The organism is Mesorhizobium sp. GW821-FHT07A06 (assembly GCF_059419085.1).
This window is the reverse complement of the sequence record NZ_JBWKRC010000001.1, coordinates 728,668-753,765: the sequence shown is the minus strand read 5'-3', so window position 1 is coordinate 753,765 and position 25,098 is coordinate 728,668. Positions and strand designations below refer to the sequence as shown.

General features: G+C 62.8%; 24 protein-coding genes and 1 tRNA gene. 15 read left to right on the top strand and 10 right to left on the bottom strand.

What is annotated here, in order from left to right; all coding sequences use genetic code 11:
• The first annotated feature begins 129 nt into the window (after positions 1 to 129).
• The 4 genes from AC07SZ_RS03695 to AC07SZ_RS03680 all read left to right on the top strand — a co-directional run bounded on the left by AC07SZ_RS03695 (position 130) and on the right by AC07SZ_RS03680 (position 2,838).
• A complete protein-coding gene (locus AC07SZ_RS03695) occupies positions 130 to 594 on the top strand; it encodes a PaaI family thioesterase (protein ID WP_056562399.1) in 465 nt (154 codons plus the stop codon).
• Between the two features lie 214 nt (positions 595 to 808).
• Positions 809 to 1,273 (top strand): 50S ribosomal protein L13, encoded by a 465-nt coding sequence (gene rplM / locus AC07SZ_RS03690; protein ID WP_010915638.1) that lies wholly within the window; start codon positions 809 to 811, stop codon positions 1,271 to 1,273.
• A 1-nt stretch (position 1,274) separates the two neighbouring features.
• Entirely contained in the window at positions 1,275 to 1,757 is a 483-nt protein-coding gene (rpsI, locus tag AC07SZ_RS03685) for a 30S ribosomal protein S9 (protein WP_013895952.1), read from the top strand.
• Between the two features lie 292 nt (positions 1,758 to 2,049).
• On the top strand, positions 2,050 to 2,838 hold the full coding sequence (locus tag AC07SZ_RS03680; RefSeq protein WP_172374000.1) for a class I SAM-dependent methyltransferase: 789 nt from the start codon (positions 2,050 to 2,052) through the stop codon (positions 2,836 to 2,838).
• Positions 2,839 to 2,955: 117 nt separating this feature from the next.
• Here the strand turns inward: AC07SZ_RS03680 and AC07SZ_RS03675 are convergent, their stop codons facing one another.
• Positions 2,956 to 4,014 carry a glycerophosphodiester phosphodiesterase family protein gene (locus tag AC07SZ_RS03675; RefSeq protein WP_494913259.1) on the bottom strand — a complete coding sequence of 353 codons (1,059 nt, stop codon included), beginning with the start codon at positions 4,012 to 4,014 and terminating at the stop codon, positions 2,956 to 2,958.
• 84 nt (positions 4,015 to 4,098) lie between these two features.
• Positions 4,099 to 5,307 (bottom strand): acyltransferase family protein, encoded by a 1,209-nt coding sequence (locus AC07SZ_RS03670; protein WP_494913257.1) that lies wholly within the window; start codon positions 5,305 to 5,307, stop codon positions 4,099 to 4,101.
• A gap of 123 nt (positions 5,308 to 5,430) precedes the next feature.
• Between AC07SZ_RS03670 and speB the strand changes: the two genes are divergently transcribed.
• From speB to AC07SZ_RS03655, 3 genes are read left to right on the top strand one after another with little or no spacing between them, the layout of a single operon-like run.
• Positions 5,431 to 6,438, top strand: coding sequence for an agmatinase (gene speB / locus AC07SZ_RS03665; protein ID WP_494913256.1), 1,008 nt, complete (start codon positions 5,431 to 5,433; stop codon positions 6,436 to 6,438).
• 30 nt (positions 6,439 to 6,468) lie between these two features.
• Entirely contained in the window at positions 6,469 to 7,395 is a 927-nt protein-coding gene (argC, locus tag AC07SZ_RS03660) for an N-acetyl-gamma-glutamyl-phosphate reductase (RefSeq protein WP_056562414.1), read from the top strand.
• Positions 7,392 to 8,234: an aminoglycoside phosphotransferase family protein gene (locus AC07SZ_RS03655; protein WP_196772371.1), complete on the top strand. Its 843-nt coding sequence runs from the start codon at positions 7,392 to 7,394 to the stop codon at positions 8,232 to 8,234. The genes argC and AC07SZ_RS03655 overlap by 4 nt, the downstream gene beginning before the upstream one ends.
• A 74-nt stretch (positions 8,235 to 8,308) precedes the next feature.
• On the opposite strand, the gene AC07SZ_RS03650 is transcribed toward AC07SZ_RS03655, so the two are convergent.
• Positions 8,309 to 9,403, bottom strand: a complete 1,095-nt coding sequence (locus tag AC07SZ_RS03650; protein ID WP_081294710.1) for a COX15/CtaA family protein — start codon at positions 9,401 to 9,403, stop codon at positions 8,309 to 8,311.
• Positions 9,404 to 9,555: 152 nt separating this feature from the next.
• Here AC07SZ_RS03650 and AC07SZ_RS03645 point away from each other — a divergent pair, with 152 nt between their 5' ends.
• On the top strand, positions 9,556 to 9,771 hold the full coding sequence (locus AC07SZ_RS03645) for a DUF2842 domain-containing protein (RefSeq protein WP_056562423.1): 216 nt from the start codon (positions 9,556 to 9,558) through the stop codon (positions 9,769 to 9,771).
• 19 nt (positions 9,772 to 9,790) lie between these two features.
• Here the strand turns inward: AC07SZ_RS03645 and AC07SZ_RS03640 are convergent, their stop codons facing one another.
• A complete protein-coding gene (locus AC07SZ_RS03640; protein ID WP_494913255.1) occupies positions 9,791 to 10,849 on the bottom strand; it encodes a polysaccharide deacetylase family protein in 1,059 nt (352 codons plus the stop codon).
• A 94-nt stretch (positions 10,850 to 10,943) separates the two neighbouring features.
• On the opposite strand from AC07SZ_RS03640, the gene AC07SZ_RS03635 reads away from it, so the two are divergent.
• Positions 10,944 to 12,173, top strand: coding sequence for a GNAT family N-acetyltransferase (locus AC07SZ_RS03635; RefSeq protein ID WP_494913253.1), 1,230 nt, complete (start codon positions 10,944 to 10,946; stop codon positions 12,171 to 12,173).
• 21 nt (positions 12,174 to 12,194) lie between these two features.
• Entirely contained in the window at positions 12,195 to 13,031 is an 837-nt protein-coding gene (locus tag AC07SZ_RS03630) for a GNAT family N-acetyltransferase (protein ID WP_494913252.1), read from the top strand.
• Between the two features lie 28 nt (positions 13,032 to 13,059).
• Here AC07SZ_RS03630 and AC07SZ_RS03625 read toward each other — a convergent pair whose 3' ends face one another.
• Positions 13,060 to 15,363: a GumC family protein gene (locus tag AC07SZ_RS03625; protein WP_494913251.1), complete on the bottom strand. Its 2,304-nt coding sequence runs from the start codon at positions 15,361 to 15,363 to the stop codon at positions 13,060 to 13,062.
• A 256-nt stretch (positions 15,364 to 15,619) separates the two neighbouring features.
• Between AC07SZ_RS03625 and AC07SZ_RS03620 the strand changes: the two genes are divergently transcribed.
• The 4 genes from AC07SZ_RS03620 (at position 15,620) to AC07SZ_RS03605 (ending at position 20,197) form a co-directional block, all read left to right on the top strand.
• The gene (locus AC07SZ_RS03620; RefSeq protein WP_056565427.1) at positions 15,620 to 16,183 is read left to right on the top strand and encodes a polysaccharide biosynthesis/export family protein; all 564 of its coding nucleotides are present in this window, start codon (positions 15,620 to 15,622) and stop codon (positions 16,181 to 16,183) included.
• 10 nt (positions 16,184 to 16,193) lie between these two features.
• Complete coding sequence (locus AC07SZ_RS03615) at positions 16,194 to 17,324, top strand: glycosyltransferase family 4 protein (protein WP_056562437.1); 1,131 nt, start codon at positions 16,194 to 16,196, stop codon at positions 17,322 to 17,324.
• 90 nt (positions 17,325 to 17,414) lie between these two features.
• Positions 17,415 to 18,950: an undecaprenyl-phosphate glucose phosphotransferase gene (locus AC07SZ_RS03610; RefSeq protein ID WP_172374007.1), complete on the top strand. Its 1,536-nt coding sequence runs from the start codon at positions 17,415 to 17,417 to the stop codon at positions 18,948 to 18,950.
• Positions 18,947 to 20,197 carry an O-antigen ligase family protein gene (locus tag AC07SZ_RS03605; protein WP_056562443.1) on the top strand — a complete coding sequence of 417 codons (1,251 nt, stop codon included), beginning with the start codon at positions 18,947 to 18,949 and terminating at the stop codon, positions 20,195 to 20,197. The genes AC07SZ_RS03610 and AC07SZ_RS03605 overlap by 4 nt, the downstream gene beginning before the upstream one ends.
• A 1,010-nt stretch (positions 20,198 to 21,207) precedes the next feature.
• On the opposite strand, the gene AC07SZ_RS03600 is transcribed toward AC07SZ_RS03605, so the two are convergent.
• The 3 genes from AC07SZ_RS03600 to AC07SZ_RS03590 form a co-directional block, all read right to left on the bottom strand.
• A tRNA-Pro gene (locus tag AC07SZ_RS03600) sits at positions 21,208 to 21,284 on the bottom strand.
• Positions 21,285 to 21,393: 109 nt separating this feature from the next.
• The gene (locus AC07SZ_RS03595; RefSeq protein ID WP_172374009.1) at positions 21,394 to 21,855 is read right to left on the bottom strand and encodes a YbaK/EbsC family protein; all 462 of its coding nucleotides are present in this window, start codon (positions 21,853 to 21,855) and stop codon (positions 21,394 to 21,396) included.
• Positions 21,856 to 22,081: 226 nt separating this feature from the next.
• Positions 22,082 to 22,366 carry a helix-turn-helix domain-containing protein gene (locus AC07SZ_RS03590; protein ID WP_056562449.1) on the bottom strand — a complete coding sequence of 95 codons (285 nt, stop codon included), beginning with the start codon at positions 22,364 to 22,366 and terminating at the stop codon, positions 22,082 to 22,084.
• 283 nt (positions 22,367 to 22,649) lie between these two features.
• Here AC07SZ_RS03590 and AC07SZ_RS03585 point away from each other — a divergent pair, with 283 nt between their 5' ends.
• Positions 22,650 to 23,264, top strand: coding sequence for a hypothetical protein (locus AC07SZ_RS03585; protein WP_494913248.1), 615 nt, complete (start codon positions 22,650 to 22,652; stop codon positions 23,262 to 23,264).
• A gap of 767 nt (positions 23,265 to 24,031) precedes the next feature.
• Here AC07SZ_RS03585 and AC07SZ_RS03580 read toward each other — a convergent pair.
• Both AC07SZ_RS03580 and AC07SZ_RS03575 read right to left on the bottom strand, forming a co-directional pair.
• Positions 24,032 to 24,334, bottom strand: a complete 303-nt coding sequence (locus tag AC07SZ_RS03580; RefSeq protein ID WP_056565430.1) for a hypothetical protein — start codon at positions 24,332 to 24,334, stop codon at positions 24,032 to 24,034.
• A 105-nt stretch (positions 24,335 to 24,439) separates the two neighbouring features.
• On the bottom strand, positions 24,440 to 24,979 hold the full coding sequence (locus tag AC07SZ_RS03575; RefSeq protein ID WP_056562455.1) for a MerR family transcriptional regulator: 540 nt from the start codon (positions 24,977 to 24,979) through the stop codon (positions 24,440 to 24,442).
• Positions 24,980 to 25,098: the final 119 nt, after the last annotated feature.

Here is a 25,098-nt window from a genome sequence, read left to right as displayed (position 1 = left end):
CGGGCTGGCAGAGTATCTAATATCGGATCGGGTTTCATCCAACACCCATCGCTTGCGCCAGAAGACTGAAGATGTTGCCAGGAATGCCCAGCTGCGCCCATACAGGCCTGCGCAGAACGAGAGACCGACATGCCCGCCCAGACCAATCTCAAACCGGTGCTGACCGCAGCGCAGATCAATACGCTGATGGAGACCGTCTTCCCGCAACTCAACGAGAATTCCGCCGCCTATGAGGCGATCGACGTGTTCCCCGGCGGCTGCATCGTGCGACTCAATGCTGGCGAGCGGCATCTGCGTCCCGGCGGCACGGTGTCCGGCCCGGCCCTGTTCACGCTGGCCGATATTGGCGGTTATGTCTGCGTGCTCAGCCATGCCGGGCCGGATGCGCTCTCGGTCACCACCAACCTCAACATCAACTTCGTGCGCAAGGCCGAGGCCGGACCGATCGACGGCCATTGCCGCATCCTGAAGCTGGGAAAGAGCTTGATGGTGTTCGACATCGACATCGTCGCCGGCCCGGAAGGACACACGATCGCGCACGCCACGGGCACCTATTCGATCCCGCCGAAGCGCATTGGCGATGTGGTAAAATAATACCTTTTTCCTAGACCATTGTTTTTGTTATCATTTCTCCATTTGAGAGCCTTTTGATCGGCTTGACGCGCAATTCCCCCTCGCCTATAAGCCCTCACGAAGCAGCGGCCCGCAAAGGCCGCCGTTTTGTTATTGGCGGCGGGCAGGCGCTCATCGTCAATCCAAGCAACAAGAAACGCCTTCCCCGTGAAGGTCAGAACCGAGAGCAGAAAACATGACAACCTTTTCGCAGAAGCCTGCGGATGTGGTGAAGAAGTGGATCCTGATCGACGCCGAGGGTCTCGTCGTTGGTCGTCTGGCCACTGTCATCGCCAATCATCTTCGCGGCAAGCACAAGCCGACCTTCACCCCGCATGTCGACGACGGCGACAATGTCATCGTCATCAATGCCGACAAGGTGGTGTTCACCGGCAAGAAGTTCACCGACAAGGTCTATTACTGGCACACCGGCCACCCCGGCGGCATCAAGGAGCGCACCGCGCGCCAGCTGCTCGAGGGCCGTTTCCCCGAGCGTGTCGTCGAAAAGGCCGTTGAGCGCATGGTGCCGCGTGGTCCGCTTGGCCGTCGCCAGATGAAGAACCTGCGCGTCTATGCAGGCGCAGAGCATCCGCATGTTGCCCAGCAGCCAGAAGTCCTCGACGTGGCCAAGCTGAATTCCAAGAACAAGAAGGTCGCATAAGATGGCTGAGCTTTCCTCGCTCGCAGAACTGGGCGCCGCCACCGGCAACACCAACACGCAGGCCGCGGCCCCGGTCCACGTCCAGAAGCTCGACAAGTCGGGCCGCGCCTATGCCACCGGCAAGCGCAAGAACGCCATTGCGCGCGTCTGGGTGAAGCCGGGCTCCGGCAAGATCGTCGTCAACGACAAGGAATTCGCGACCTATTTCGCGCGTCCGGTCCTGCAGATGATCCTCAACCAGCCGATCATCGCCTCCAACCGCGCGGGCCAGTACGACATCGTCGCCACCGTCGTCGGCGGCGGTCTCTCCGGCCAGGCCGGTGCGGTTCGTCACGGCATCTCCAAGGCGCTGACCTACTACGAGCCGGCGCTGCGCGCCGTGCTCAAGAAGGGCGGCTTCCTGACCCGCGACAGCCGCGTCGTCGAGCGCAAGAAGTACGGCAAGGCGAAAGCCCGCCGCAGCTTCCAGTTCTCGAAGCGCTAAGCGCTCCGCGGTTTTGGACAATCGAAAAGGCCGCCTCCGGGCGGCCTTTTTGCATTGCGCATCCCCTATCCGGCGGAATGGCCGCGTCGCGGATGAACAGGAATGCGCAGACCGCCGAGAACGCCACGGGCGCGGCATTCGATGCAAGCCGTGTTGTACATCCGGCAAATGTCAGGCCAGGCAAATTTCCTGCGGTCCGTCGCGCGCGGCGCGGCACCATGCTACGAGACAGGGACCGGCCTTTTCGATCCAAAGTATATCTGGATAGGTAGTTCTTAGGGGGAGATCTCGGATGTCGTCACCCGAACCGATCAAATTCACCGACGGCGCGGCTTACGAGCGCTTCATGGCTCCCTGGAGCCGATCCGCCGGGGCTTTGTTCATCGACTGGCTGGCGCCGGACCCCGGACGGGCCTGGGTTGATGTCGGTGCCGGCAACGGCGCGTTCACTGAGCTCATTCTAGCGAAGTGCGCCCCTTCGTCCGTTTGCGCGATCGATCCCTCCGACGCGCAGATTGCGACTGCTCGGCAGAAAATCTCGGCAAAGCAGGTCGAGCTGTCGATTGGCGATGCGATGGCCCTTCCTTACGACGCCAACCGCTTCGACGTCGCGGTGATGGCGCTGGTGCTGTTCTTCGTCCCCGACCCGCGCAAGGGCGCCTCGGAAATGCTCCGCGTCACCAAGCCCGGCGGCATTGTCGCGTCCTACACCTGGGACGTCATGCGCGGCGGCACCCCTACGCAGCATTTGTGGGAGGAGATGGACGCGATGGGCAAACCGGCCGCACGTCCGCCGAGCGCGGAGGTCTCGCGTTTCGCGGCGCTGAAGGCGCTTTGGGCGGAGCTCGGCATCCGCGATGTCGAGACGCGCGAGCTTGTCGTCGAACGCACCTTCGCCGACTTCGACGATTATTGGCTATCCATGGTCGTGAGCAGCCCGAGCGGAATCGTCGGGAAGCTGTCGGATGCGGAGAGCGCGGAGCTTAAACGCCGACTAAAGGACAGACTGCCGGCAAGCGCCACGGGAGCGATCACGGTTCACGCATGGTCGACGGCGATCAAGGGGCGAAAGGCCGCTTAATGCATGCGACGCCTTACGTCGCCGCTTTCTTCTTCGCCTTCGGCTTGGCCGGCTTCGGTGCAAGTCCGTCCGGATCGTCGCCGTTGAACAGCAACGCGATGCGCTCGTAGCTCTGGCTCAATTGATGCTGGCGGTCGCGGCAGGCTCGATGCGTTCGCCCGTCCCGGCGTAGGGCACGCGAAAACCGTTCGCCGCCAGCCAGTCGATTGCCGCCTTCGGCTCGTCGGTCTGGATGATGGTGGCGCCACGATCGGCCCAGAAACCCCAGGCTTCGCGCGGCAGGCTGGCCTTGACCGCCAGTTCGTCGCCACGGCCGCCGGCCAGGAAGCCGCCCGGCTTGTTGACGATGGCGTAGGTGTCGGCCCAGATGTGCCAGTTACCCCGCACCGCGGCGGCCCGCATGCGCGTGCTGAACAGGGGGCCACCGGTCTCGGTCAGCGTCTCGGCACCCGCCCGCCAGGTGATCAGCTCGATCGCATGCGGCGAGAAAGCGTGGTCGACCGTCTCGGCGAAACCGGCATCGTGTACCGCGTCATCGGCGATGATCGGCATGAACTGGAAACCGCCGCCGATGGCGGCCATCGCGGCCTTGACCGTGGCGATCCTGTTCTGGTTCCAGAGGTTCTCCTTGACGATGACTTGATCGGACATGCCGAGATCGCGCGCCACCGCGATCATGCCCGGGAGGTCGCCGACGTCGAGCTTGTTGTCGAGGTTGATGAGGATCCGGTCCCTGGTCGCCAGCAGCATCTCGCGCAGCGTCGAGACCCTCTCGTTGGTGACAGAGCCGGTGCCCTCGACCACCAGCCGACATGCCCTGAGTTCGTCCAGCGTATAGTTCACCACCTCGCCCTTGCAGGTCGTGGTGCGATCGAGCCAACTGTCATGCATGACGACGAACGCGCCGTCCTTCGAGCGCCTGATGTCGACCTCGACGATTTCGGCACCCATGGTGATTGAACCCTCAACCGCGGCAATCGAGTTTTCCGCATAGAGCGTCTTGCCGGCCTGCATGCCGCCGGCCCGGTGCGCGGCCACCATGACATGGTCGCGCCACTGGTTGGCATGCCCGAAGCGGTCGAGAATCTGCCTGGCGCGGCTTTCGCCCGCCGAGGCCTGGCCGCAGGCAGCCGCAAGTACCGTGGAAATCAGAAGGCTCAGCCAGATTGTCCGCATCGAGAATCGCTCCTTGCAGGATCGAAACCCGGATAGGCGGTCCCCGTGACAGGGAGGTGAACGAAGCCGGCTAGTGATAGTGCGTCAGATGCGCCTGGATAGCCGGCGGAACCATGCCATGGCCGGCATCTCGACCAGGCGCCACGTAATCCAGGAGGCGGCGATGGTGGCGACGAGCATGATGACGATTGCCCCGGTCCCGGCCCAGCCGGCGCCGAAGCCGGTCGCGGGCTGTCCGCGCAGCACGAAGTCGCCGATCAGGCCAAGGCCGAGCCTGCGCTCGACGAGCCCGGCAAAATTGATCAGACGCGCCTGGACGAAGATGTGGACCATGTAGATCGAATAGGACAGCGCGCCGAGCGTGAGCATGAACGGCGTCCTCAGCAAGGCGGAGATCCATCCGCCTTCATGGGCGAAGAGAAACAGCGCCAGTACGAACACCACAGGCGCGGCGATGCCGAAATCATTGCTGCCCGCCAGCGAGACGAAAAGGACGATGACCGCCACCATGACGATTTCGGCAAGCGTCCAGTCCATGCGCGGGCCGCTCCTGGCAAGAAGCTGTCGCGCCCCTGCAATGGAATCATGCTGAAACCAGGCCAGCAGGGCACCGAGCGAGAAGCCGTAGAGACAGCGGATGAAGCCGAAATCGTAGGACACGTCCATATGATGCGTGGAGAAGCCGAGCAGGAACAGCGGCGCGGTGACGGCGGCGGCGACAAACCATATCCAGGCACGCGCGCCGGCGACGAAGACCACGCCCGCGAACAAGAGATAGGCGAAGAACTCGGCCGAAATGCTCCAGCTTGGCGCATTCCAGGTCAATTGATCCTCAAAGCCCATTCCCTGCAGCAGAAGCAGATTGGCAAGCAGACTCCCAGGGTCGAAACCGCTGGTGAAAGGAGCTGCGCCGGTGCCATGCAGTTGCGGCAGCATCAGCCGCAGCAACTCGAATCCCGCAAAGGCCGCAAGCATCAGCAGATGCAGCGGGTATATGCGGCCGAAACGCACCAGCGCGAAGCGGGCGACCTCTTCCGGCCGGCTCAGCCGATTGGCGTAGCTGCTGGCGATGACGAAACCGGAAAGAACGAAGAAGAAGTCGACGAAAAGGTAGGACGAACCCACAAAGGCGCTTTGCGAGATAGACGAGGCGGTCGGGAAGTGAAACAGCGCCACCAGAAGCGCGCAGATGCCGCGCCACGAATCGAGAACCTGGAAGCGCTCTCCCGCTACCGTACCGGCATGGGTCGACACCACGGCATGGGACGGATTAAGAAACGCGGTCTGCGTCATGATGATACAAATCCTGTCTTGCCGTGGCACCCGGGCGGCACCGTTTCGTCTCCCCAAGCTGTGACTGGCATCTTCCGTGCCGGTTCTGTAGTTGTTGCACCCCGATGAAAACGAGGACCAGTAATGGCGACCAAGAACATCGACCATGCCTTCACCGCCCGCTCCAAAACCGGCGGCGCCCTTGAGCCGACCTATTCCGGCGCGCTGTCGTTCATGCGGCGCAAATACACCAAGGACGTGAAGGGCGCGGACGCGGTGGTGTGGGGCATTCCCTTCGACGCCGCCGTCACCAACCGGCCCGGCGCCCGCTTCGGGCCGCAGGCGATTCGCCGTGCCTCCGCGATCCTCGACAATGACCCGCAATACCCGTTCTCGCGCGATCTGTTCGAGCATCTGGCCGTGGTCGACTATGGCGACTGCCTGCTCGACTCCGGCAACCACCAGAAGACGCCCGGCACGATCGAGCGCGAAGCAGCGAAAATCCTGAAGTCGGGCGCCTTCCTGCTGACGCTTGGCGGTGACCATTTCGTCACTTGGCCGCTGCTCAAGGCGCATGCCGCGATCCACGGACCGCTCGCCTTGGTGCAGTTCGACGCGCACCAGGATACGTGGGAAGACGACGGCAAGCGCATCGACCACGGATCCTTCGTCGGCCGTGCGGTCAAGGAAGGCATCATCGACCCCGACCGGTCGATCCAGATCGGCATCCGAACGCACGCGCCCGACACGTTCGGCATCAAGATCCTCTACGGCCATGAGATCGAGGAGATGCGTGCATCCGACATCGCCTATGCCATCGTCGACCGCACGGGCGGCAAGAAGACTTATCTGACCTTCGACATCGACTGCCTTGACCCGGCCTATGCGCCCGGCACAGGCACGCCGGTGGCCGGCGGGCCTTCGTCGGCGAAGATCCTGTCGACGCTGCGTCAGCTCAACCAGGTCGATATTGTCGGTGCCGACGTGGTGGAGGTTGCGCCGGCCTACGATCACGCCGATATAACGGCGATCGCCGGCTCGATGGTCGCCATGCAGTATCTCGGCCTGCTGGCCGAACGAAAGGCACGACAGTTAGAAATGAACAACGGCAATCATAACGGTGCCGCGGTGAATCAGGGTCACGGCATATAGTTTTGAAATATCAGGGAATTTGATCAGGTCATGAAACCGAAAATCTTCATCGACGGCGAGCACGGCACCACCGGCCTCCAGATCCGGGCACTGCTTGCCGAGCGTGGCGACCTGGAGATCATTTCCATTCCCACCGAGCGCCGCAAGGAGACGGCGGCGCGCGCCGAATTCCTCAATGCCGCCGACATCGCGATCCTGTGCCTGCCGGACGACGCGGCGAAGGAGAGCGTCTCGCTGATCGCCAACGACACCACCAAGGTCATCGATGCGTCGACCGCGCATCGCGTCGCCGAAGGCTGGGCATATGGCTTCGCCGAGATGGACAAGGATCAGGCCAAGACGATCGCCACGGCCAAGCGCGTCGCCAATCCCGGCTGCTGGCCGCAGGGACCGATCGCGACACTGCGGCCATTGGTTGCCGCCGGCCTGCTGCCAACCGATTTCCCCATCACCGTCAACGGCATTTCGGGCTATTCGGGCGGGGGGCGGCCGATGATCGAGGACTATGTCGCCAAGGGCGAGGACGCCTCGGAGTTCCTGCCCTACGGCCTGACCCTGCAGCACAAGCACGTACCGGAACTGAGGGCCTATGCGAAGCTGTCGCATGATCCGATCATGCAGCCGGCGGTGGGCAATTTCGCACAGGGCATGATCACCGTGGTGCCGCTGCAGCTTGGCGGCCTGGACCATGTGCCGACGGGCGCGGAGCTCCATGCGGCCATTGCCGACCATTTCGCCGCGATCAAGGGCGGCGTGGTGGAAGTGGCGCCTTACGCCCATCTGGAGCGTGTGCCGGAGATCGATCCCGAGATCTACAACGGCACCAACCGCATGAAGGTCTACGTCTTTGCCAACGACAAACGCGCGCAGGCACTGCTGCTGGCGGTCTATGACAATCTCGGCAAGGGTGCCTCGGGGGCGGCCGTCCAGAACATGGACCTGATGCTCGGCCTTTGATGGACGCACCGGGCTTCCCGGCGCGCTGGAAGGTCAGCGCGCCCGAACTCATTGCCGAGACCTTTTCGAGCCGCATCTGGAAGGTTGTCCGCGAGGACGGCTCGCCGGCCGTCGTCAAGGCGCTCAAGCCTTTCGACGATGTCGCCGACGAGTTGCGCGGCGAGCATTTCCTTGCCTGGCGGCGGGGCGAAGGCGCGGTGCGCCTGCTTGCCCGCTCCGGCCATAGCATGCTGCTCGAATATGCCGGCGATACGCTGCTCTCACGGGTTCTCGATGAACAGGGCGACGACGCCGCAACAGAGATAGCGGCGGATCTGATGGCGAAATTGTTTTCGCCATCGAAGCACCCCTTCCCGCCCGAGCTTCAGCCGCTCAGGGAACGGTTCGCCAGCCTGTTCAAGAAAGCAGCAACAGACCGCGGCGCCCGCCGCGACAGCCTCTATGTCGAGGCCGCCGCCATCGCCGATCGGCTGCTGGATGACCCGCATGACGTCAGGCCGCTGCATGGCGACCTGCATCACGAAAACATCTTGCACGGGCCGCGCGGCTGGCTGGCGATCGACCCGAAGGGCGTGCTTGGCGATCCCGGCTTCGACGCCGCCAACATGTTCTACAATCCGCTCGACCGCGACGCGCTCTGCCTCGATCCTCTACGGATCGCGCACATGGGCGAAGTCTTTGCCAGGACGCTGGGGCAGTCTCCGGCCGCGATACTGGATCATGCCATCGCCTATGGCTGCCTGTCCGCGGCATGGCACCACGAGGACGACAATGCGGCCGAGGAGAACCGCGAGCTGTCGATCGCCAAGACGATTCGGGCCGTGCGGACGCATTTCTGACCGGGGAACGGCTCGACGGCGAGAAACCACGCAGTCCGACGAATTCTGGATGTGACGAGCTGATCGGCTCGGGTTCAATTCCTGAGCGCGACCTCTTGCGGCAAGGGGTAGGCTCCCTTGGTGCCGCGCCAATGAGCGGCGGCAAAGCCCAGAACGATCAGTGCGAAACCCTGATGGGTGAGCGCCATATGCAGCGGCACCTGCATCAGCAGCGTACCGATGCCGATCGACGCCTGCACCAGCACCAGCACGAACAATAGCGTCGCGCGACGGGCGTGGGTTGAGCCGGGCAAGCGGATCCGTGTCGCGATCATGTGCCAGAGCGCGACGGCGAAGACCGTATAGGCACCGAACCGATGGACGAACTGCACCGTCTTCGGGCTTTCGAAGAAGTTGCGCCATGCCGGCTCGAGGATCAGCAGATCGCCGGGGATGATCTTGCCGTCCATCAGCGGCCAGGTGTTGTAGCTCAAACCGGCATTGAGACCTGCGACAAGGCCGCCGAGATAAATCTGGATCAACGCCAGAAGCACGATGAAGCCGGCCAGGCGCTGCGTCGAGCGATCGGCCGCGGGTTCGGAATGCGGCGCCAGCCCGCGCGCCACGACCATGGTGGCGGTGAAGATCAGCGCAGCCAGTGTCAGATGCGTCGCCAGCCTGTACTGGCTCACCGACACACGATCGACCAAGCCGGAGGCCACCATCCACCAGCCGATGGCGCCCTGCAGGCCGCCGAGGAGAAGAATGCCGACCAGCTTTGGTCCCAAGCCGCGCTCGATGCGGCGTGTCACCCAGAACACCAGCAGCGGCAAGGCAAAGACCAGGCCGACGCTGCGCGCCAACAGACGGTGCGCCCACTCCCACCAGAAGATCGACTTGAACGCCTCGATGCTCATCCCCTTGTTGAGCTCGGTGTATTGCGGGATCTGCTGGTAGCGCTGGAATTCCTCTTGCCACTCGGCGTCATTGAGCGGCGGGATGACGCCATGGATCGGCCGCCATTCGGTGATCGACAGGCCCGACTCGGTAAGCCGCGTGGCGCCGCCGACCAGCACCAGTGCAAACAGCACCAGAAGCACGACATAAAGCCAGCCCCGAACCAGCGCCCGGTTGTGCAGGTCGCGGTCTCGGGCAGCGTATGGCGCAGCGGCGGCTGATATGGCAGCCATGATCTTGTCCCGGCAGGTTGAAGTCGCGGATAGGTGAACCATCGCACCCCTGCTGGCAAGGCCATCCGGCGCGGCACGCCGTCGCGCCGCCCGCGGCGGGTTGCGCGCATCTTGCGTTCGGCTTAAGCGATAGCGATCAACGAGGCCAAGCCATGCCCATTCGCCTGAAGAAGCTGATCGGAATGTTCCTGCTGGTGGCGCTGGTGATCATCTATGCGCTCGTCGCATCGATCTTCGCGGTCGCCCGTTTGTCGGAATCGGGCGCTTTGGTGCAATTCCTGTTCTTCCTGCTCAGCGGACTGCTGTGGGTGCTGCCGGCGATGGGCATCATCAAGTGGCTGATGCTGGAACCGCGGGTGAAACGCTGACGCTGCGCCAGCCCGTCGGTCAGACGGTGACGACCATCTTGCCGGCATTGGCGAGCGGCGTGGTCACGCCCGACAGCATGGTGCGGATGTGGGCCAGGCTCTGGTAGCGGCCATTGATCGAAATGCGCGGCAAGGCATGCAGGAAGCCGGCATGTTCGGCGCGCAGCACGCCATGGCGGGTCGTCACGGCGGAGACATAGCCGGCGTCACGGGCAAAGCCCACTTCGCGGCAGCCGACGGCGCTCGCATAGCCATACGGATAGGCGAAATGGCGGGGCTCCCTGCCGAGTTCGGCGCGCAACTTGTCCCTTACAGCACCGATCTCATGCCGCGCATCGGCTTCGGAAAGCCGCTTCAGATTGCTGTGGTTGATCGTATGGGCGCCAATCGTCACCAATGGATGCGCCGCGACAGTGCGAATCTCATCCCAGTTCATCAGTGTCCGCAGGCGCGGAGCGTCCGCGTCGACGCCATTTGATTTGGCCAGATCGCGTAGCACGGTCCGCAAATCCTCCTCGCGAACCTCGGTGGCGAGATAGGCATGCAGCCGGGCTATCGCCTGGGTTTTCCTGGCGGGGGTCGCGCAATCGACCACCGCCGGACCGTTTGGGGTCGCGAGCGTCAGGCGATCGCACGCATTGACGATGTCCTCGGCCACATCCCACCAGAGATCGGCGGTGCCGTCGATCAGGCCGGGCGCGACGTAGATGGTGATCGGCGCGCCGTGCTTTTCCAGCACCGGCAGGGCCTCGATCATGTTGTCGCGATACGCATCGTCGGCGGTGATGGTGGCGAACCGGCCGCCTTTGCCGCCTGCCTTGATGCGCTCCACGGCTTCGTCCATCGGGACGAAGGCATAGCCGTCCGCCTTCATGTCGGCGATCACCGCGTCAAGGAAGCTGGGCGCGATGTTGAGATGCCGGTTGACACTGTCTGGTTTTTCCGGTGTTGCCGTCACGCGGTGCAGCATCAGGATGGCGCCGATGCCGCCGACAAATGGCCTGGCCAACGGTGCAAGGCCGGTATAACGGGCGACGTTGAGCGCCAGTTTCCGGATTGCCTCCCCGCCGTCGATCATTCATTCACCTTTTGCGCCTAGGCTTGATCCAAGCACGGAATACGCCTGAGCGCCCCCCCCCAAATAGGGATCAATACGCCTTAAGGATTGAGGTATGGTTGACGCAATGGCGTCATTTGACGGCAATCGGCTCGCGGCGACCGAGGCGTCGCCACGCGCCCTGCCGAAGGATGCCGAGGGGCTGTCGGTTTCCGTCGTGGGTGCGGACGGGCTAGCGGCCTATGCGGAGTTTTGCCGGTCGGCGCTTAGCGCGCCGGCGCAGGGCGCGACATGGATCCTGAACTGGGCCGCTCAGGTCAAGCCGGATCTGCTCATGGCGACGCTCACTCTCGAAGGCAAGCCGGTCTTCGCGTTGGCGCTGGAGATTGTCAGCCGCGGCCCTTTCCGGGTCGCCCGTTTCATGGGCGACCGCCACGCCAATGGAAATTTCGCGGCAGCCGACACCCAATGGCTGAAAAGGGCGGATCGCGCGACCGTCCGCTCGATGTTCGCAGCCATCGCCAAGGCTCGTCCCGACATCGATCTCATCGCGCTGGAAAGGTTGCTGCCCGATCTCGACGGCATCGCCAATCCGCTCGCGTCGCTCGACCATTTTGCCAGCCCCAATCTTTCACTGGCCGTCAACCTTGCCGGTGGCTTCGATGCGTTGCTGCTGCGCGCCAGCGGCAAGCGCAAACGCAAGAAGCATCGTTCGCAGACGCGCAAATTCGAGGCCGTCGGCAGCCACCGGCGCATCGAGGCGCGAACTTCGGATGAAGTGGACAGGCTGCTCGACGCCTTCTTCGAGATGAAGGAACATCGCTTCCGCAAGATGGGCATTGCCAACGTCTTCGGCGACGCCCGGACACGCGCCTTCTTCCGGGGGCTGTTCACACAAGCCCTGGCCGAGGACAGGCCGTCCTTCGTGCTGCATGGCTTGGAGGTCGCCGGCAAGCTGCGCGCCGTCACCGGGTCGAGCCGTTCGGGCAAGCGCCTGATCTGCGAATTCGGCGCGATCGCGGAGGACGATCTCGCGCACAGCAGTCCCGGCGATTTCCTGTTCTTCGACAACATACAGGAAGCCTGCGATACCGGTTTTGCCGTCTATGATTTCTCCGTCGGAGACGAGGCCTACAAACGGCAGTGGTGCGATATCGAAACGCGGCATTTCGAAGTGCTGGTCCCGCTGACACTGAAGGGCCGCGCCCTGGCGCGGACGCTTCGCCAGGGCGTGCGGCTGAAGGCCTTCGTCAAGAACAGCCCGGCGATCTGGAAACTGACCAAGATGCTGCGCCGCAAGGCAGCAGGACAGCCAGCGCCCGCGGCTGTCGAGGACGACGGTTAAGCTCGCTTGGAAATGAGCGCCATGAAGCCGACCATCCGCACGCTATCCCTCCGGGAACTGACTGAGCTGATCGACTGGGCAGCCGCCGAGGGCTGGAACCCGGGCCTTGAAGACGCGGCGATGTTCCAGGCCGCGGAACCGGAGGGATTCATCGGCGCTTTTGTCGGCGACGAGATGGTCGCCGCTATCTCGGCAGTGGCCTATGGGCGCGATTTTGGTTTCATCGGCCTCTACATCAGCCGTCCGGACATGCGCGGCAAGGGCTACGGCAAGGCGGTGTGGGCCGCCGGCATGGCCAGGTTGGCCGGGCGCACCATCGGACTGGATGGCGTCGAAGAGCAGCGGGCCAACTACCAGAGCAAAGGGTTCAAGCCGGTCTACGAGACGATCCGCTACAGCGGGCGCCTTGCGGGCTCGCCCGTCGGCGCCGGGCGGCCGCGCATGGTGAGTGCGCAACCGGTGTCCGACATCATCGGATATGATGCGCTTTGCTTTCCCGCGCCCCGGCACTCTTTCCTGCAGCAATGGCTGCAGCCGCCTCACCACGCCCTGGCCGCGATCCAATCGTGGGGAATGGCCGGCTATGCGGTGGCCCGTTCCTGCCGCAGCGGCTTCAAGGTCGGCCCGCTCTTCGCCGACGACACGCAGACGGCGCTCGAATTGCTCGCAGAGCTGGCAAGTGCGTGCGAAGGCGGCGAACTGAACATCGACGTCCCGGCCACCCAAGTCGATTTCATCGCGGCGCTCGAGGCCGCCGGCTTCTCACCGACCTTCACCACCACCCGCATGTATCAAGGCCCGCCCCCGAAGCTTGATGCCAGCAGGGTATTCGGCGTGACGACGCTGGAACTGGGATAGGCCAGGCGTGCCTGCGAACAGCGGCTGTTCAGGCCGCCGAACGCCGGCCCGGAGTTCCCGGTGGTTCGTGGCCAAGCGGCGTCACCAGCGTCAGGTCGGGGTAGCCGCTCTCGATCAGCTTGACCGCTGCCTGCGTCACCTCGTCGTCCGGCTCCAGCATGGACAGGAACACTTCGGTCGTGTCGCCGCCCAGACGGCTGATGCCTTGCGCATCGGCCGGCCCGCACTCGACCACCACCAGATCATAGGCCGTGGTCAGCGACTGCATGATGATCGGCAACCTGTCGGCGGCGCGCATGGCGCGGACCGGATCAGCGGTGCCGACCGGAATGACGTGGCAATCGGAATAGAGATCTGCATGGATGACGTCGCTGAACTGCGCCTGCGACGCGAGCAGATCGGTGATGCCCGGGAAAAGCCCGCTGTCCAGCATTGGCCGCGAAGCAGCACCCGAGGCGGTAAGATCGAGCAGCAGGACGCGCAGGCCGGCGTCGGACACCTCGCGCGCCACCAGAACTGCCGATGCTGCTGCCTCGTCGCCTTCGGGCGAAACGAATATGGCGCGTGCGGCACCGCTGGCGATCAGCTTTTCCGCGGCCTTCTCGATGTCGATTTCACCGAGCACCGAGCGCGGCCTCTGGACCTCCGCGACGGGTTCCGGCTCGACAGCTGATACGGCCTTGGCGACAGGCTCTGCCCCGGCGGCTGGCTCAGGCTCGGTAGCAGGCGCAGGCTCGGCAATGGGCTGGGCTCGCACCGTCATCTCGGAATCCGCGACCGTTTCGGCCCATGGCACCTCAGCACCACGATTGGCGAACTCACCGACGACAGCAGGCTCCAGTCGGGCAGTTGGCTCCAGGGGAGCGGCCGGCTCCTGGCGGGCGGTTGTCGGCATCGCCACTTCGTCGATCGGCTCAAAACGGGCGCCCGTGGCCGGGCGCATCGCACGGCCCGAGAAGAGTTCCCGCAGCAGCGTAAAGACCGCCGCCAGCAGAAGCGAAGCGGCGGCGGCGGCACCAACGATCGGCCCGACCTTGGGGAAGTATGGCTCGGAGGGCACCGAAGCCGGCGAGGAGACACGAGCGTCGACCGGCACATAGTTGCGGTCCTGGCGCGAAGCCGCCTCGCGGTAGTTGGTCAGATAGAGTTCTAGCTGTTGGCGCTTGGCCGCCGCATCGCGCTGCAGCGCGTCGAGCCCGACCTGCTGTTCGCCAGCCTGCGCCGAGGCCGCCTTCAGCGTGTTGACGTCGGCGACGAGCTGGTTTTCGCGCGCCTTGGCGGCATCGGCCTGCATGACCAGGCCCTTCATGACCTTCTGTGCTTCGCCGCGGATCTGCGCATCGAGATCGGCCAGTTGTGATTTCGCCGCGCGAACGCGCGGATGATTGTCGAGCATCGTCGTCGACAGATCGGCGATATTGGCGCGCAGCTCGACCTGGCGCTCCCGCAAACGCTGGATCAGGTCGGACGACAGCACTTCCGGCAGCGAATCCAGCGAGCCGCCATTCTGCAGCGCCTTGCGTACGCTGTCGGCGGTGCCTTCGGCCGCGGCGCGGTTGGCCCGCACCCGCGACAATTCGGTCGACAGCTCGGCCAGTTGCTGTGTGGCCAGGGTGGAATTGTTACCGCCCATCAGGAGGTCCGACTGGCCGCGGTACGCCGCGACCTTGGCCTCGGCATCCCTGACCTGCTTCGACAGGTCGGCGATCTCAGGCGCCAGGAAATCCGCGGCGGCGGTGTTCGACTCGCTCTTGGCCGCGCCCTGCCCCGCAATATAGGCAGCGGCAATGGCGTCAGGGATTGCCGCGGCGAGCTTGGGATCCTCGGATGAGAACTCGATGGCAATGATGCGTGTCTTTTCAACGCCAAAGACGTTGAGCTTCTCGCGCATCTTCTTCAACACGCGTTCGTCGGCCGGAATATCCATCGGATCGTTCTTCAGCCCAAGCAGGATCAGCACGCGGCTGAGGGACGACATGTTGATCGTTTCGTCGAATTCGGGCAGCCGCGCCAGACCGAGTTTCCGCGCCACCTGCTTGAGGATTTCGTTGGACGAAATGATCTGGACCTGGGTGGCGACGCCTTGCTCGTCGAGGATCGGCTTGTCGCCGTCATTGTTGCTGCCGGCCGGGCGGGTATAAACGGATTCGCGCGGGGCGATTTCCACCTGCGTCTGCGCCTTGTAGTGCCGTGTCGCCAACGACGCGAAAGCAAACGCCAGGCCTGTCACCGCCAGAACAAAGAGCAATATGCGCAGCCAGTTCCTCGCCAGGCTGGCGAAAAGCTGCCTGAGGTCGACATCGACATCTGCGGCCGCGGACTGAACGGACATGCATCCCTACTCCGAAACTGGGTCAGGATGCACCGTAAACAACTATGGTAACTCAGCAGTTAAGATCGCGGTAATACTCCATTAGGGATCATTGGCGAGCGGCTAGAAAAAACGACAAAATGGCGAAATCCCTGCCGGCGCGAGCTCTATCGGCCGGCGCCTTTACCGGCCATTAACCCTAACAGGATGATAACGAACCCGATCCCAGATGTTTGCTGCGACGCCGCAGCGGCCAGTCGAAGGTACGTATCCGGTCATGAAAAGCACTGCTTCCCTCGTTCGCGCGCTGCTTGCCGTATCGATGCTCGCCGGCTGCTCCAGCTACCGCCCGCCGCCGGCCGCCTTCCACGAAGTCCTCGACCAGCCTTATCGCCTCGGCGCCGGCGACCGCGTGCGCGTCACCGTGTTCGAACAGGACGGCCTGACCAACACCTACAGTGTCGACCAGTCCGGCTATCTCTCCTTCCCGCTTGTCGGCGCCGTGCCCGCGCGTGGTCACACAGCACAGCAGATGGAAAAGGAGATCGCCGACAAATTGCGGCAAGGCTATCTGCGCGACCCCGACGTTTCGGTCGAGATCGACCGCTACCGGCCGATCTTCGTCATGGGCGAGGTGGGTGCTGCCGGCCAGTATTCCTACGTGCCCGGCCTGACGGTGCAGAAGGCCATCGCCATCGCCGGAGGCTTCACGCCACGCGCCAACCAGGAAAGCGTCGACATCACCCGCGACATCAACGGCAAGGTGATGACCGGGCGCGTGGTCACCTCCGACCCGCTGCTGCCCGGGGATACCGTCTTCGTCCGCGAACGCCTGTTCTGACAGATATCACGTGGCGGACAAGCTCAGGATCGTCCACTGCTTTCGTTCACCCGTCGGAGGAATTTTCCGGCATGTGCGCGACCTGACGGAAGCTCAGGTCGCGGCCGGTCATGTGGTCGGGATCGTCTGCGATTCGACCACCGGCGGCGAATTCGAGGAACGCCTGTTCGAGCAGATGAAGGGCACGCTGGCGCTCGGTATCCATCGCACGCCAATGCAGCGCCATGTCGGCCCGGGCGATCTCGCCTCGGCCCGGCGCACCTACAGGATCATCAAGGAATTGCAGCCGGACGTCCTGCACGGGCACGGTGCCAAGGGTGGCGCCTATGCCCGTCTGTTCGGCTCATTGTTGCGGGTATCAAGGTCTCGCGTAGCCCGCCTTTATTCGCCGCATGGCGGCTCCCTCCACTATGACGAAACAACGGCCACGGGGAGGCTATTCTTCGCACTGGAGCGCTCCATGGCGCGCTTTACCGATTGCCTGCTCTTCGTCTCGGATTATGAGCGGCGAACCTATCGCAGGAAGGTGGGCGAGCCGCCGATCCCGAACACACTGGTCTACAACGGACTGCGCGCCGCGGAATTCGAACCGGTGGCGATCGAACCCGATGCGGCGGATCTGCTCTACATCGGCATGATGCGGGACCTGAAGGGCCCCGACATCTTCATCGATGCACTGGCGGCCGCCGGTCCCCGGCTTGGCCGTGCGCTGCGCGCGGTGATGGTCGGCGACGGCGACGACCTGCCGCGTTATCACGCGCAAGTGAAGCGCCTTGGGCTTCAGGACCATGTCCGCTTCCTGCCGCCGATGCCGGCCAGGGAGGCCTTCGCGCTGGCGGCGCTCGTCGTCGTTCCCTCGCGCGCCGAAGCCATGCCCTATATCGTGCTGGAGACACTCGCCGCGGCAAGGCCCATGATCGCGACCTCGGTCGGCGGCATACCGGAGATTTTCGCTGCCGGCTCCCCTGCCCTGATCAGGCCCGATCCCATCGAACTCACTGACAAGATGAGTGAGGCGCTGGCCGATCTCGCAGCCTACGGCAAGCTGATGCCCGACGGCGCCAACCTCAAGGCACGCTTCGGCGCCGACGTCATGGCCGCCGAAATCGAGAAGGCCTATTTCGCCGCGCTCGGCAGGTGACGCCCCAAGCCTTTCCAAAGCCACGTGTTGTTTCAAGGGTTTCTTAGCTCTCTTTTGCTAATCACCCAGGGGAAGCTTGCGGACTGTTCCATGAACGAGATCGACCCCGCGCGCCGCTTTTCAGCAGAAGCGGTGCGTAAATTCGACGGCCCGGCCGATGGCGATGCGCCCGGGGGTATGAACGATGTTGCCCGACAGGTGGCGTCGCAATACCGGCGCGATACGATGTCGCCGATCATGGTCAGCGGTGTCCTGCGCATGGTCGAGTTCGCGATCCTGTTCTTTTCGGGGCTCTGCGTCTATTTCTACTTTGTCGGGTTCTTCAACTATTTCGCCTGGCAGTATCCGGTGACGATCGCCGCCGCGTCGTTCCTCGCCGTGGTTCTGCTCGATGTCACCGACTGCTACCAGGTCGTTTCGCTGATGCGGCCGATCGCCAATTTCAGCCGCATCCTGCTGGTCTGGGCCGGCACCTTCGCGCTGATGGCGTTGACGGCTTTCACCATGAAGATGTCGGAAGACTATTCGCGGCTGCTGTTCGGCACCTGGTTCGTGGTCGGCTTCGTCCTCCTCTTTGGCCTCAGGCTGGTGTTGTCGAAGCTGATCCGGCGCTGGGCTCGCGATGGCCGCATGGAGCGGCGTGCCGTCATCGTCGGCGGCGGCAAGGCGGCGGAAGTCCTGATCCGTTCGGTCGAAAAACAGCCTTACAACGACATCCGCATCTGCGGCATATTCGATGACCGCAGCGACAAGCGCTCGCCGCCCATCGTTGCCGGCTATCCCAAGCTCGGCACCATTTCGGAACTGATCGAGTTCGCTCGCATCGCCCGCATCGACATGCTGATCGTGTCGCTGCCGCTGACCGCCGAAACGCGTGTGCTGCAGCTGTTGAAGAAACTGTGGGTGCTGCCGGTGGACATTCGGCTTTCGGCGCATTCGAACGCGCTGCAGTTCCGCCCTCGCGCCTATTCCTTCATCGGCTCGGTGCCGATGCTCGACATCTTCGACAAGCCGATCAACGACTGGGATTCGGTCGCCAAGCGCGCCTTCGACATCATTTTCTCGCTGATCGGCATCATCGTCTTCTCGCCGGTGATGCTGGCGACCGCGATCGCCATCAAACTCGACAGCAAGGGACCGGTGCTGTTCAAGCAAAAGCGACACGGCTTCAACAATGAGATCATCGAGGTCTACAAGTTCCGCTCGATGTACACCGACAGGTCGGATCCGACCGCCAAGCAGACAGTGACCAAGAACGATCCGCGCGTCACGCGCGTCGGCCGCTTCATCCGCAAGACGTCGATCGACGAACTGCCGCAGTTCGTCAATTCGCTGCTGGGATCACTGTCGCTGATCGGTCCGCGCCCGCATGCCATCGCGGCGCAGTCGCACAACCTTCTCTACAACGAGGTGGTCGACGGTTATTTCGCCCGCCACAAGGTCAAGCCGGGCGTGACCGGCTGGGCGCAGATCAACGGCTGGCGCGGCGAGATGGACACCAACGAGAAGATCCGCATGCGCACGGAATACGACCTCTACTACATCGAGAACTGGTCGCTGCTGTTCGATCTGCGGATCCTGTTCCTGACACCGATCCGGCTGCTCAACACGGAAAACGCCTATTGAGCGCGATTTCCCATGAGCTGCCGCCGGCCGCGGTCAACGCCAAGCTGATCGCGCTGATTTCTTCCAGTGCGGTGGTGTTCGGCATTCTTCTGTCCGGCTTCGTCATCAACGAGCCGGCGCCTTATGAAATCTACATGGCCGGGCTGATCGCCATCTGGGCGCTCTTCGGCTTGCGGATTTCCCGCGCGGCCATGCCGCTGCTGGTGCTGCTGGTGACAATGAACATCGGCGGCATGATCTCGATGACGCAGATGGCGGACCTCGCCTTCACACCCCTCTATCTCTCCGTGTCGCTGTTCCTGGCCTTCAGCGCGGTGTTCTTCGCCTCGGTCACCGCCACGCAACCAGGTCTCTACCGGCTGATCTTCAATGCCTATGTCGTTTCGGCCGTGGCGACGTCGCTGCTCGGCATAGCAGGCTATTTCCATGCCTTTCCCGGCGCCGAGATCTTCACCAAATACGACCGCGCCGCCGGCGCCTTCCAGGATCCGAACGTCTTCGGACCCTTCCTGGTGCTGCCCGGCATCTATCTGCTCCATCTGCTCCTGACCGGTCCGGTCTCGCGCATGCCGCTGCTGGCGGTGCCGCTGCTGATCATCGTATCGGGCATCTTCTTCTCCTTCTCGCGCGGCGCCTGGGGCATGTTCGTCGTATCGGCGGTCCTGCTAACCGGCTGCCTGTTCCTGCAGAGCAACAGCGGCAAGTTCCGGCTGCGCGTGGTGATCATGACCATCGCCGCGCTGTCGTTGCTGGCGATCGCCATCATCGTCATCCTGCAATTGCCCGGGGTTGCGGACATGTTCACCCAGCGCGCGCATCTCGAACAGAGCTACGACACCGCGCGCCTCGGCCGCTTCGCTCGCTACGGAATCGGATTCCAGATGGCGATGGAGCATCCGTTCGGCATCGGGCCGCTGGTCTTCGGCAAGATGTTCGGCGAGGACACGCACGACATCTGGCTGAAAATGCTCATGGATTATGGCTGGCTCGGCTTCGTGTCGTTCCTGACGCTTGTGCTGTGGACCATAGCCTCCGGGTTCCGCATCCTGCTACGCGATCGGCCATGGCAGCCTTACCTCTTGTGCGCCTATGTCGCCTTCATCGGCAATATCGGACTCGGCACCTTCATCGATATCGATCACTGGCGCCACGTCTACCTGCTGCTCGGCCTGATCTGGGGCGCCATCGCCCTGGAATACCGCCATCAGCGACTGTTGCGGCCGGCTCTGGCTCAAGCAAGAAGCTGAAGGCGTGATCTGTCCAGGGTTCAGCCAAGACGAACCGTGGAAAAGTCCCATCTCGTCGCCGACACCATGCGCCAATGTGGCTTCTCAAAAACGAAACGACGAAGGTCGTTACCGGCTTTCCGTTCATCGCGCGGCTCCTTCATTTGCATGCTTCGGCCATATTAGTATCAGTGCATAGATTTGCCAGCCGGCGGTTCGGTCCCTAAACAGTCCGCCGGTCAGGCCCGGTGTCCCAATTCATCCCAACGCAGGCACCGGGCCGCCTTGAGCTTCGGTAATCCCGGGATTTTTGTCTCGACCCAAGCGTCGACGAGATGTCCTGAGCCGGCTTCGTTCCATGCTGCCACTTGCGGTCGAGCTTGCGCTGCGCAATACTACCTCTTGGGGTAAAGGGTTGCAGGGGAGTAGTATGCCAGTCTACGATGTCGCAGAAATGCGCTACGATCGGGTAATCAGGTGCAAGGCAGTCGAAGCGACTAGTCCTGCCGTGGCTGCATCGGAAATGAATGCCTGCGAGGCGGCCTCTCAAAGATGGGCGAAGGATTGGATTCGCGTCACCGATGAGGCTCGCGGGGAAGTATTCGCCTACACGGTCGCACGCCAAATGAATTCGGCTCAACCAGCATCCTGAAAATACAAATGTTGGCTCGCAGTGGGGACCAGCCCGCTGCTGGGACTTCTTTGGGGGTGCAGCGGGCTGCGGGTGTGGACACCCAAGGAACAGCGAAGGGCTGAATCGGTTCGCTGTTCGCGGTCAACATATGAGATTTCGGCTCAACGGCGCGACTTACGGATTCGTAAGGAGCAACCTCTCTCGCCCGCGGCGCTGCACGTTCGGGGAAATTTGCACGGCGAATTCCGGAATCGCCGAACCAGGAACATTCGCTGTTTGTGAGGGACTTTTTCGGAACTTCGTGTTCCGAAACGGACAACTGGAGCGCCTTTCGTTTCAAAAACGAGAAAGGCGCCCAAGGCGCCTTCGGTAAAAACCAGGGATTTCAAGGAACTAATGGTCGGAGTGGCCGGATTCGAACCGACGACCCCTTGACCCCCAGTCAAGTGCGCTACCGGGCTGCGCTACACTCCGGACCGGTCGCGATGTATCGTGATAACCCTGCTCGGGTCAACCGAATTCCGCGACTATCTTGCAGGTAGATTTGTGAGACAATGGCGGCCCAGTGCGTCAGTATCTTACCTTAAGCCTGGCACACATCGACCCATTCCGCACCGATAAGATCGACCATGCGCTGCGGGGCGATCCGTACCGCGGCGTTGGTGGCGCCGGCGGCCGGCACGACCTCTTCAAATTCGCGCAGGGACACGTCGCAGCAGACCTGCAGAGGTGCCGGCAGGCCGAACGGACAAACACCGCCAACCGGATGGCTCGTGGCAGCCACAACTTCCTTCGCGTCCAGCATGCGCGGCTTGCCGCCGAACCGGTCCTTGAACTTGCGGTTGTCCAGTCTGGCGATGCCGCTGGTCACGACCAGCATGGTCCGGTCGCCGACGCGCAGGCAGATCGTCTTGGCGATCTGCGCCGGAAGGACGCCATGCGCTTCCGCCGCCAGCATCACCGTTGCCGAACTCGCTTGCGTGACGATGACTTCGACATCAGGCGCATGGACGGCAAAGAACGCACGAACGGATTCCAGGCTCATATCGAAAACTCACGGTTCAAATCCGACGCACAAGCCGCCCGACACACTATTCGCCCGACACACTGGGCTCCCATACACCAGGCGATTGGCGCAAATCTGGGTGCGGCACGTATAAACACGCGCGATTCATGAATCGGCAAGCCCGGCCACCGAGGAACGTCGATGCATCAACAAGAAACCCGCCAAGCGGGCCTTGGCGGGTTCCGCGGCATGGCTGTCGCCGGTTCTATGCCAGGGGTCGACCTTGTGCGGCCGGTGTCGGTGCAGCGAAAGCAATGAGAGCATCCTGGGGTAGCCGAAGCGCGGCCGCGATACGACGCAGCTTCGCCGGATCGGCAGCCCTGCCGTTCTCGATGTCCTCAATTTCGCCGACCGCGAGTCCGCAGGTCAGGGAAAGCTCTTCCAAGCTGTATCCGCGGGTTTCCCGCAGTGCTCTGAGGCTACTGGAATCTGACCCGATCTCGCTGACTAGCGGTTCGGAGAGGGCATTGATTTTTGCGTTTTGGGGCATTGGCAACTCCGGTGGCTGAAAGAATTTGATCAAAATGGAGTGTTGCCCGAGACGAGCAGGAAGATGCCCGCTCGCCAGTGATTTGCCAAGAGCCAAACGGACCGTCACGCTATCGTGAACCGGAAGCCTTCGCACCGGCTTACGCACATCGGCACCATCAAGTTCTTTTGAACACCCGGCACCTTTTTGCTCGAAGGTTTAGGCCCACCTGTTCGTTGTTCTGATGCACTGGCGTGAAAACCATCCGGTTCCAGCCAGGCCATTCCCCAGAAGGATATCTGCAATGAACGTCAAGGCATCCCTCCTCGTGCTCGGCACGATCTCCAGTCTTTTCATCGCCGGTGCGGCGAGCGCTCAAGCGGCGGACGCGTTGCGCGTTCGTGGTACTGTGATCAGCTTCGAGCCCTCACTGCTCACCGTCAAAACCCGCCAGGGCAACACCTCCGCGATCAAGCTCAATACCGGCTGGAAGATCTCTGGCGTCGCCAGCGCCTCCGAAAAGGACATCAAGCAAGGCGATTTCCTCGGCATCGCTTCCGTTTCAAAGGCGGATGGCGGCAGCGGGGCGCTGGAAGTCGTGATTTTCCCCGCTGCCTTGAAAGGCACCGGCGAGGGTGACCGCCCATGGGACCTGCAACCGAACAGCCGCATGACCAACGGCACGGTAGCGGACGTCACCGACATAAGCGGGCGAGCCGTGACGCTGACCTACGACAATGGGCAAACCAAGAAGATTTCGATCCCCGACAGCACGCCTGTCGTGACCTTTGCCCCAGCCACGCCGACCGATCTCAAGCCAGGCGCAACGGTCTTCGTGACGGCCCAGCGTGAGGCTGACGGGACGCTGAGTTCCAGCCGTGTCGTGGTGGGAAACAAGGGCGTGGTCCCGCCGATGTAGCCAAACAGCCGGAAGGAGCGCGGCTTTTCGGGCCTGGTGGTGATGGCCGGCAAGCCAGCTTCTTCAGAAACAGTCCAGAAATAAAATTCTACAATCGGGAAATACTGACGAAAAAATTCGGGAGCGTAATCCCATGCGCGGCGGTCGGGATATCGACCCGATGTATATCTGCCCGCGAAAAAAGGAAACGATCCATGAAGAAGTCCCTCCTCTCGGCTCTCGGGCTTGCAGTTGCAGTTGCTTTCACGGTGCCGGCTATCGGCGTGACGAGCGCGGATGCGGCCCCGATGGCGAAGCATCATCGTCATCATCACCACCATCGTCATCATCACCGCCATCACCATCACCACCATCATCACCACCACATGAAGACGATGAAGAAGGCCTGACACCACACTGCCAACGAGAAGACCGGCCTTGGCTTCTTGTTCAAGGGCCGGTCTTCTCTTGGTCGCACCGCCAGGCCCGACATGAACCGGGCCTCACACTTCGCCACCCTCGGCGATCGGCTCGATGTCGAAGGCGGCGCTGTTTTCGAGGGCGCAGGCCACTGTCTCGTACTCTCGGGTGCAATGGCGCCTATAAGGACGCCACCGACAGGGACGGCACGGTCTATGGCCAATGCAGCCAGACCGCGCAGGTTTCGCCCCAGACCAAGATCAAGCTCGCCAAGTAACCACCGGACGGCAATAAGAATGGCGGCTCGCCCTTCGGGTCGGCCGCCATCTTTCTTGGTTGAATCCCTTGTCTTATGACCGGAGGGATCCTCAGCGCCGGCTGAAAAGCAGGCTGGCGACCAGGCCGAGTACCACAAGGCCGACCGCGGCGGTGGCCGCCGGGTGGTCGCGGGCCGATTTTTCGATCACCCTGCCCTGTTTGCGGATTGCCGGCATGGCATCCCGCAGCCGTCCAGCAAGATCCGAGTATGTATCAAGAGCGGCATCGCGACCGTCTTCATAGTACGCGCCACCCCGTTTTAACGTTGCCCTGCGCAACGCCGCGAGTTCCCTTGAGAGGGCCGCGACCTGCTTTTCGAGGTCGATGTCCGAAAGGGTCGAGAATGATGCCATCATGCGTTTCCTTGTCTTGCTGAACGACGTCTTGCAGAAGGAAACGTAACGCCTCACCCGAAGGCGAGTTCCGGCCCAAAGGCTTCAAAACGCGTCGTGCGGCGGTCAGCGCACCTGGTCAAGCAGACGCTTGCATTCCAGCAGATCGAACAGCGCCTCCTGCAGCAGCGCGCGGTTGTCGCGCGAGAGTTTCGACGCGTCCGGCTGAACCGGACCTTCCTCGTCGCTCTTGCCCAGGCCAAAAAAGCGGCGACTGGGCTTGACCCTTGGCTGGCCAACCAGCTCATCATCTCCACCGCGCGGCTGCGCCGCCGAGGTCAGCGGCACTTGGTCGGCCTGCTTCCGTTGCGAGATCGCCTCGACGGCCGCCATGTCACCATTACCGATGGCGACTAGGAAATGATTGCCGTTTTCGCGCAGCAGCTTCTGCACGCCCTTGATCGTGTAGCCCTGGTCGTAGAGCATGTGGCGGATGCCCTTGATCAGTTCGACATCCTGCGGCCGGTAGTAGCGACGGCCGCCGCCGCGCTTCATCGGCTTGATCTGGTTGAAGCGCGTCTCCCAGAAGCGCAGCACATGCTGCGGCAGGTCAAGATCTTCAGCGACCTCGCTGATGGTGCGGAAGGCGTCAGGGCTCTTGTCCATGGGCGAAATCCTCACGCTGGAGCGTGACCCGGAACGGCATTCAGCGAGATCAGGCTCACCAAAGAGAAAAGCTCATTCCAGTCGCGCGGAATGGACCATTCGCGGAACACCAATCCGGC

Excerpts from the sequence above, each read along its gene's own strand:
- AC07SZ_RS03620 (WP_056565427.1), top strand. The coding sequence starts at position 15,620 with ATGAAAAGCACTGCTTCCCTCGTTCGCGCGCTGCTTGCCGTATCGATG.
- AC07SZ_RS03580 (WP_056565430.1), bottom strand. The coding sequence starts at position 24,334 with ATGGCATCATTCTCGACCCTTTCGGACATCGACCTCGAAAAGCAGGTC.
- AC07SZ_RS03585 (WP_494913248.1), top strand. The coding sequence starts at position 22,650 with ATGAACGTCAAGGCATCCCTCCTCGTGCTCGGCACGATCTCCAGTCTT.
- AC07SZ_RS03610 (WP_172374007.1), top strand. The coding sequence starts at position 17,415 with ATGAACGAGATCGACCCCGCGCGCCGCTTTTCAGCAGAAGCGGTGCGT.
- AC07SZ_RS03670 (WP_494913257.1), bottom strand. The coding sequence starts at position 5,307 with ATGACGCAGACCGCGTTTCTTAATCCGTCCCATGCCGTGGTGTCGACC.
- AC07SZ_RS03590 (WP_056562449.1), bottom strand. The coding sequence starts at position 22,366 with ATGCCCCAAAACGCAAAAATCAATGCCCTCTCCGAACCGCTAGTCAGC.
- speB (WP_494913256.1), top strand. The coding sequence starts at position 5,431 with ATGGCGACCAAGAACATCGACCATGCCTTCACCGCCCGCTCCAAAACC.
- AC07SZ_RS03575 (WP_056562455.1), bottom strand. The coding sequence starts at position 24,979 with ATGGACAAGAGCCCTGACGCCTTCCGCACCATCAGCGAGGTCGCTGAA.
- AC07SZ_RS03645 (WP_056562423.1), top strand. The coding sequence starts at position 9,556 with ATGCCCATTCGCCTGAAGAAGCTGATCGGAATGTTCCTGCTGGTGGCG.
- AC07SZ_RS03595 (WP_172374009.1), bottom strand. The coding sequence starts at position 21,855 with ATGAGCCTGGAATCCGTTCGTGCGTTCTTTGCCGTCCATGCGCCTGAT.
- AC07SZ_RS03635 (WP_494913253.1), top strand. The coding sequence starts at position 10,944 with ATGGTTGACGCAATGGCGTCATTTGACGGCAATCGGCTCGCGGCGACC.
- AC07SZ_RS03675 (WP_494913259.1), bottom strand. The coding sequence starts at position 4,014 with ATGCGGACAATCTGGCTGAGCCTTCTGATTTCCACGGTACTTGCGGCT.
- AC07SZ_RS03650 (WP_081294710.1), bottom strand. The coding sequence starts at position 9,403 with ATGGCTGCCATATCAGCCGCCGCTGCGCCATACGCTGCCCGAGACCGC.
- AC07SZ_RS03680 (WP_172374000.1), top strand. The coding sequence starts at position 2,050 with ATGTCGTCACCCGAACCGATCAAATTCACCGACGGCGCGGCTTACGAG.
- AC07SZ_RS03695 (WP_056562399.1), top strand. The coding sequence starts at position 130 with ATGCCCGCCCAGACCAATCTCAAACCGGTGCTGACCGCAGCGCAGATC.
- argC (WP_056562414.1), top strand. The coding sequence starts at position 6,469 with ATGAAACCGAAAATCTTCATCGACGGCGAGCACGGCACCACCGGCCTC.
- AC07SZ_RS03630 (WP_494913252.1), top strand. The coding sequence starts at position 12,195 with ATGAAGCCGACCATCCGCACGCTATCCCTCCGGGAACTGACTGAGCTG.
- rplM (WP_010915638.1), top strand. The coding sequence starts at position 809 with ATGACAACCTTTTCGCAGAAGCCTGCGGATGTGGTGAAGAAGTGGATC.
- AC07SZ_RS03640 (WP_494913255.1), bottom strand. The coding sequence starts at position 10,849 with ATGATCGACGGCGGGGAGGCAATCCGGAAACTGGCGCTCAACGTCGCC.
- rpsI (WP_013895952.1), top strand. The coding sequence starts at position 1,275 with ATGGCTGAGCTTTCCTCGCTCGCAGAACTGGGCGCCGCCACCGGCAAC.
- AC07SZ_RS03625 (WP_494913251.1), bottom strand. The coding sequence starts at position 15,363 with ATGTCCGTTCAGTCCGCGGCCGCAGATGTCGATGTCGACCTCAGGCAG.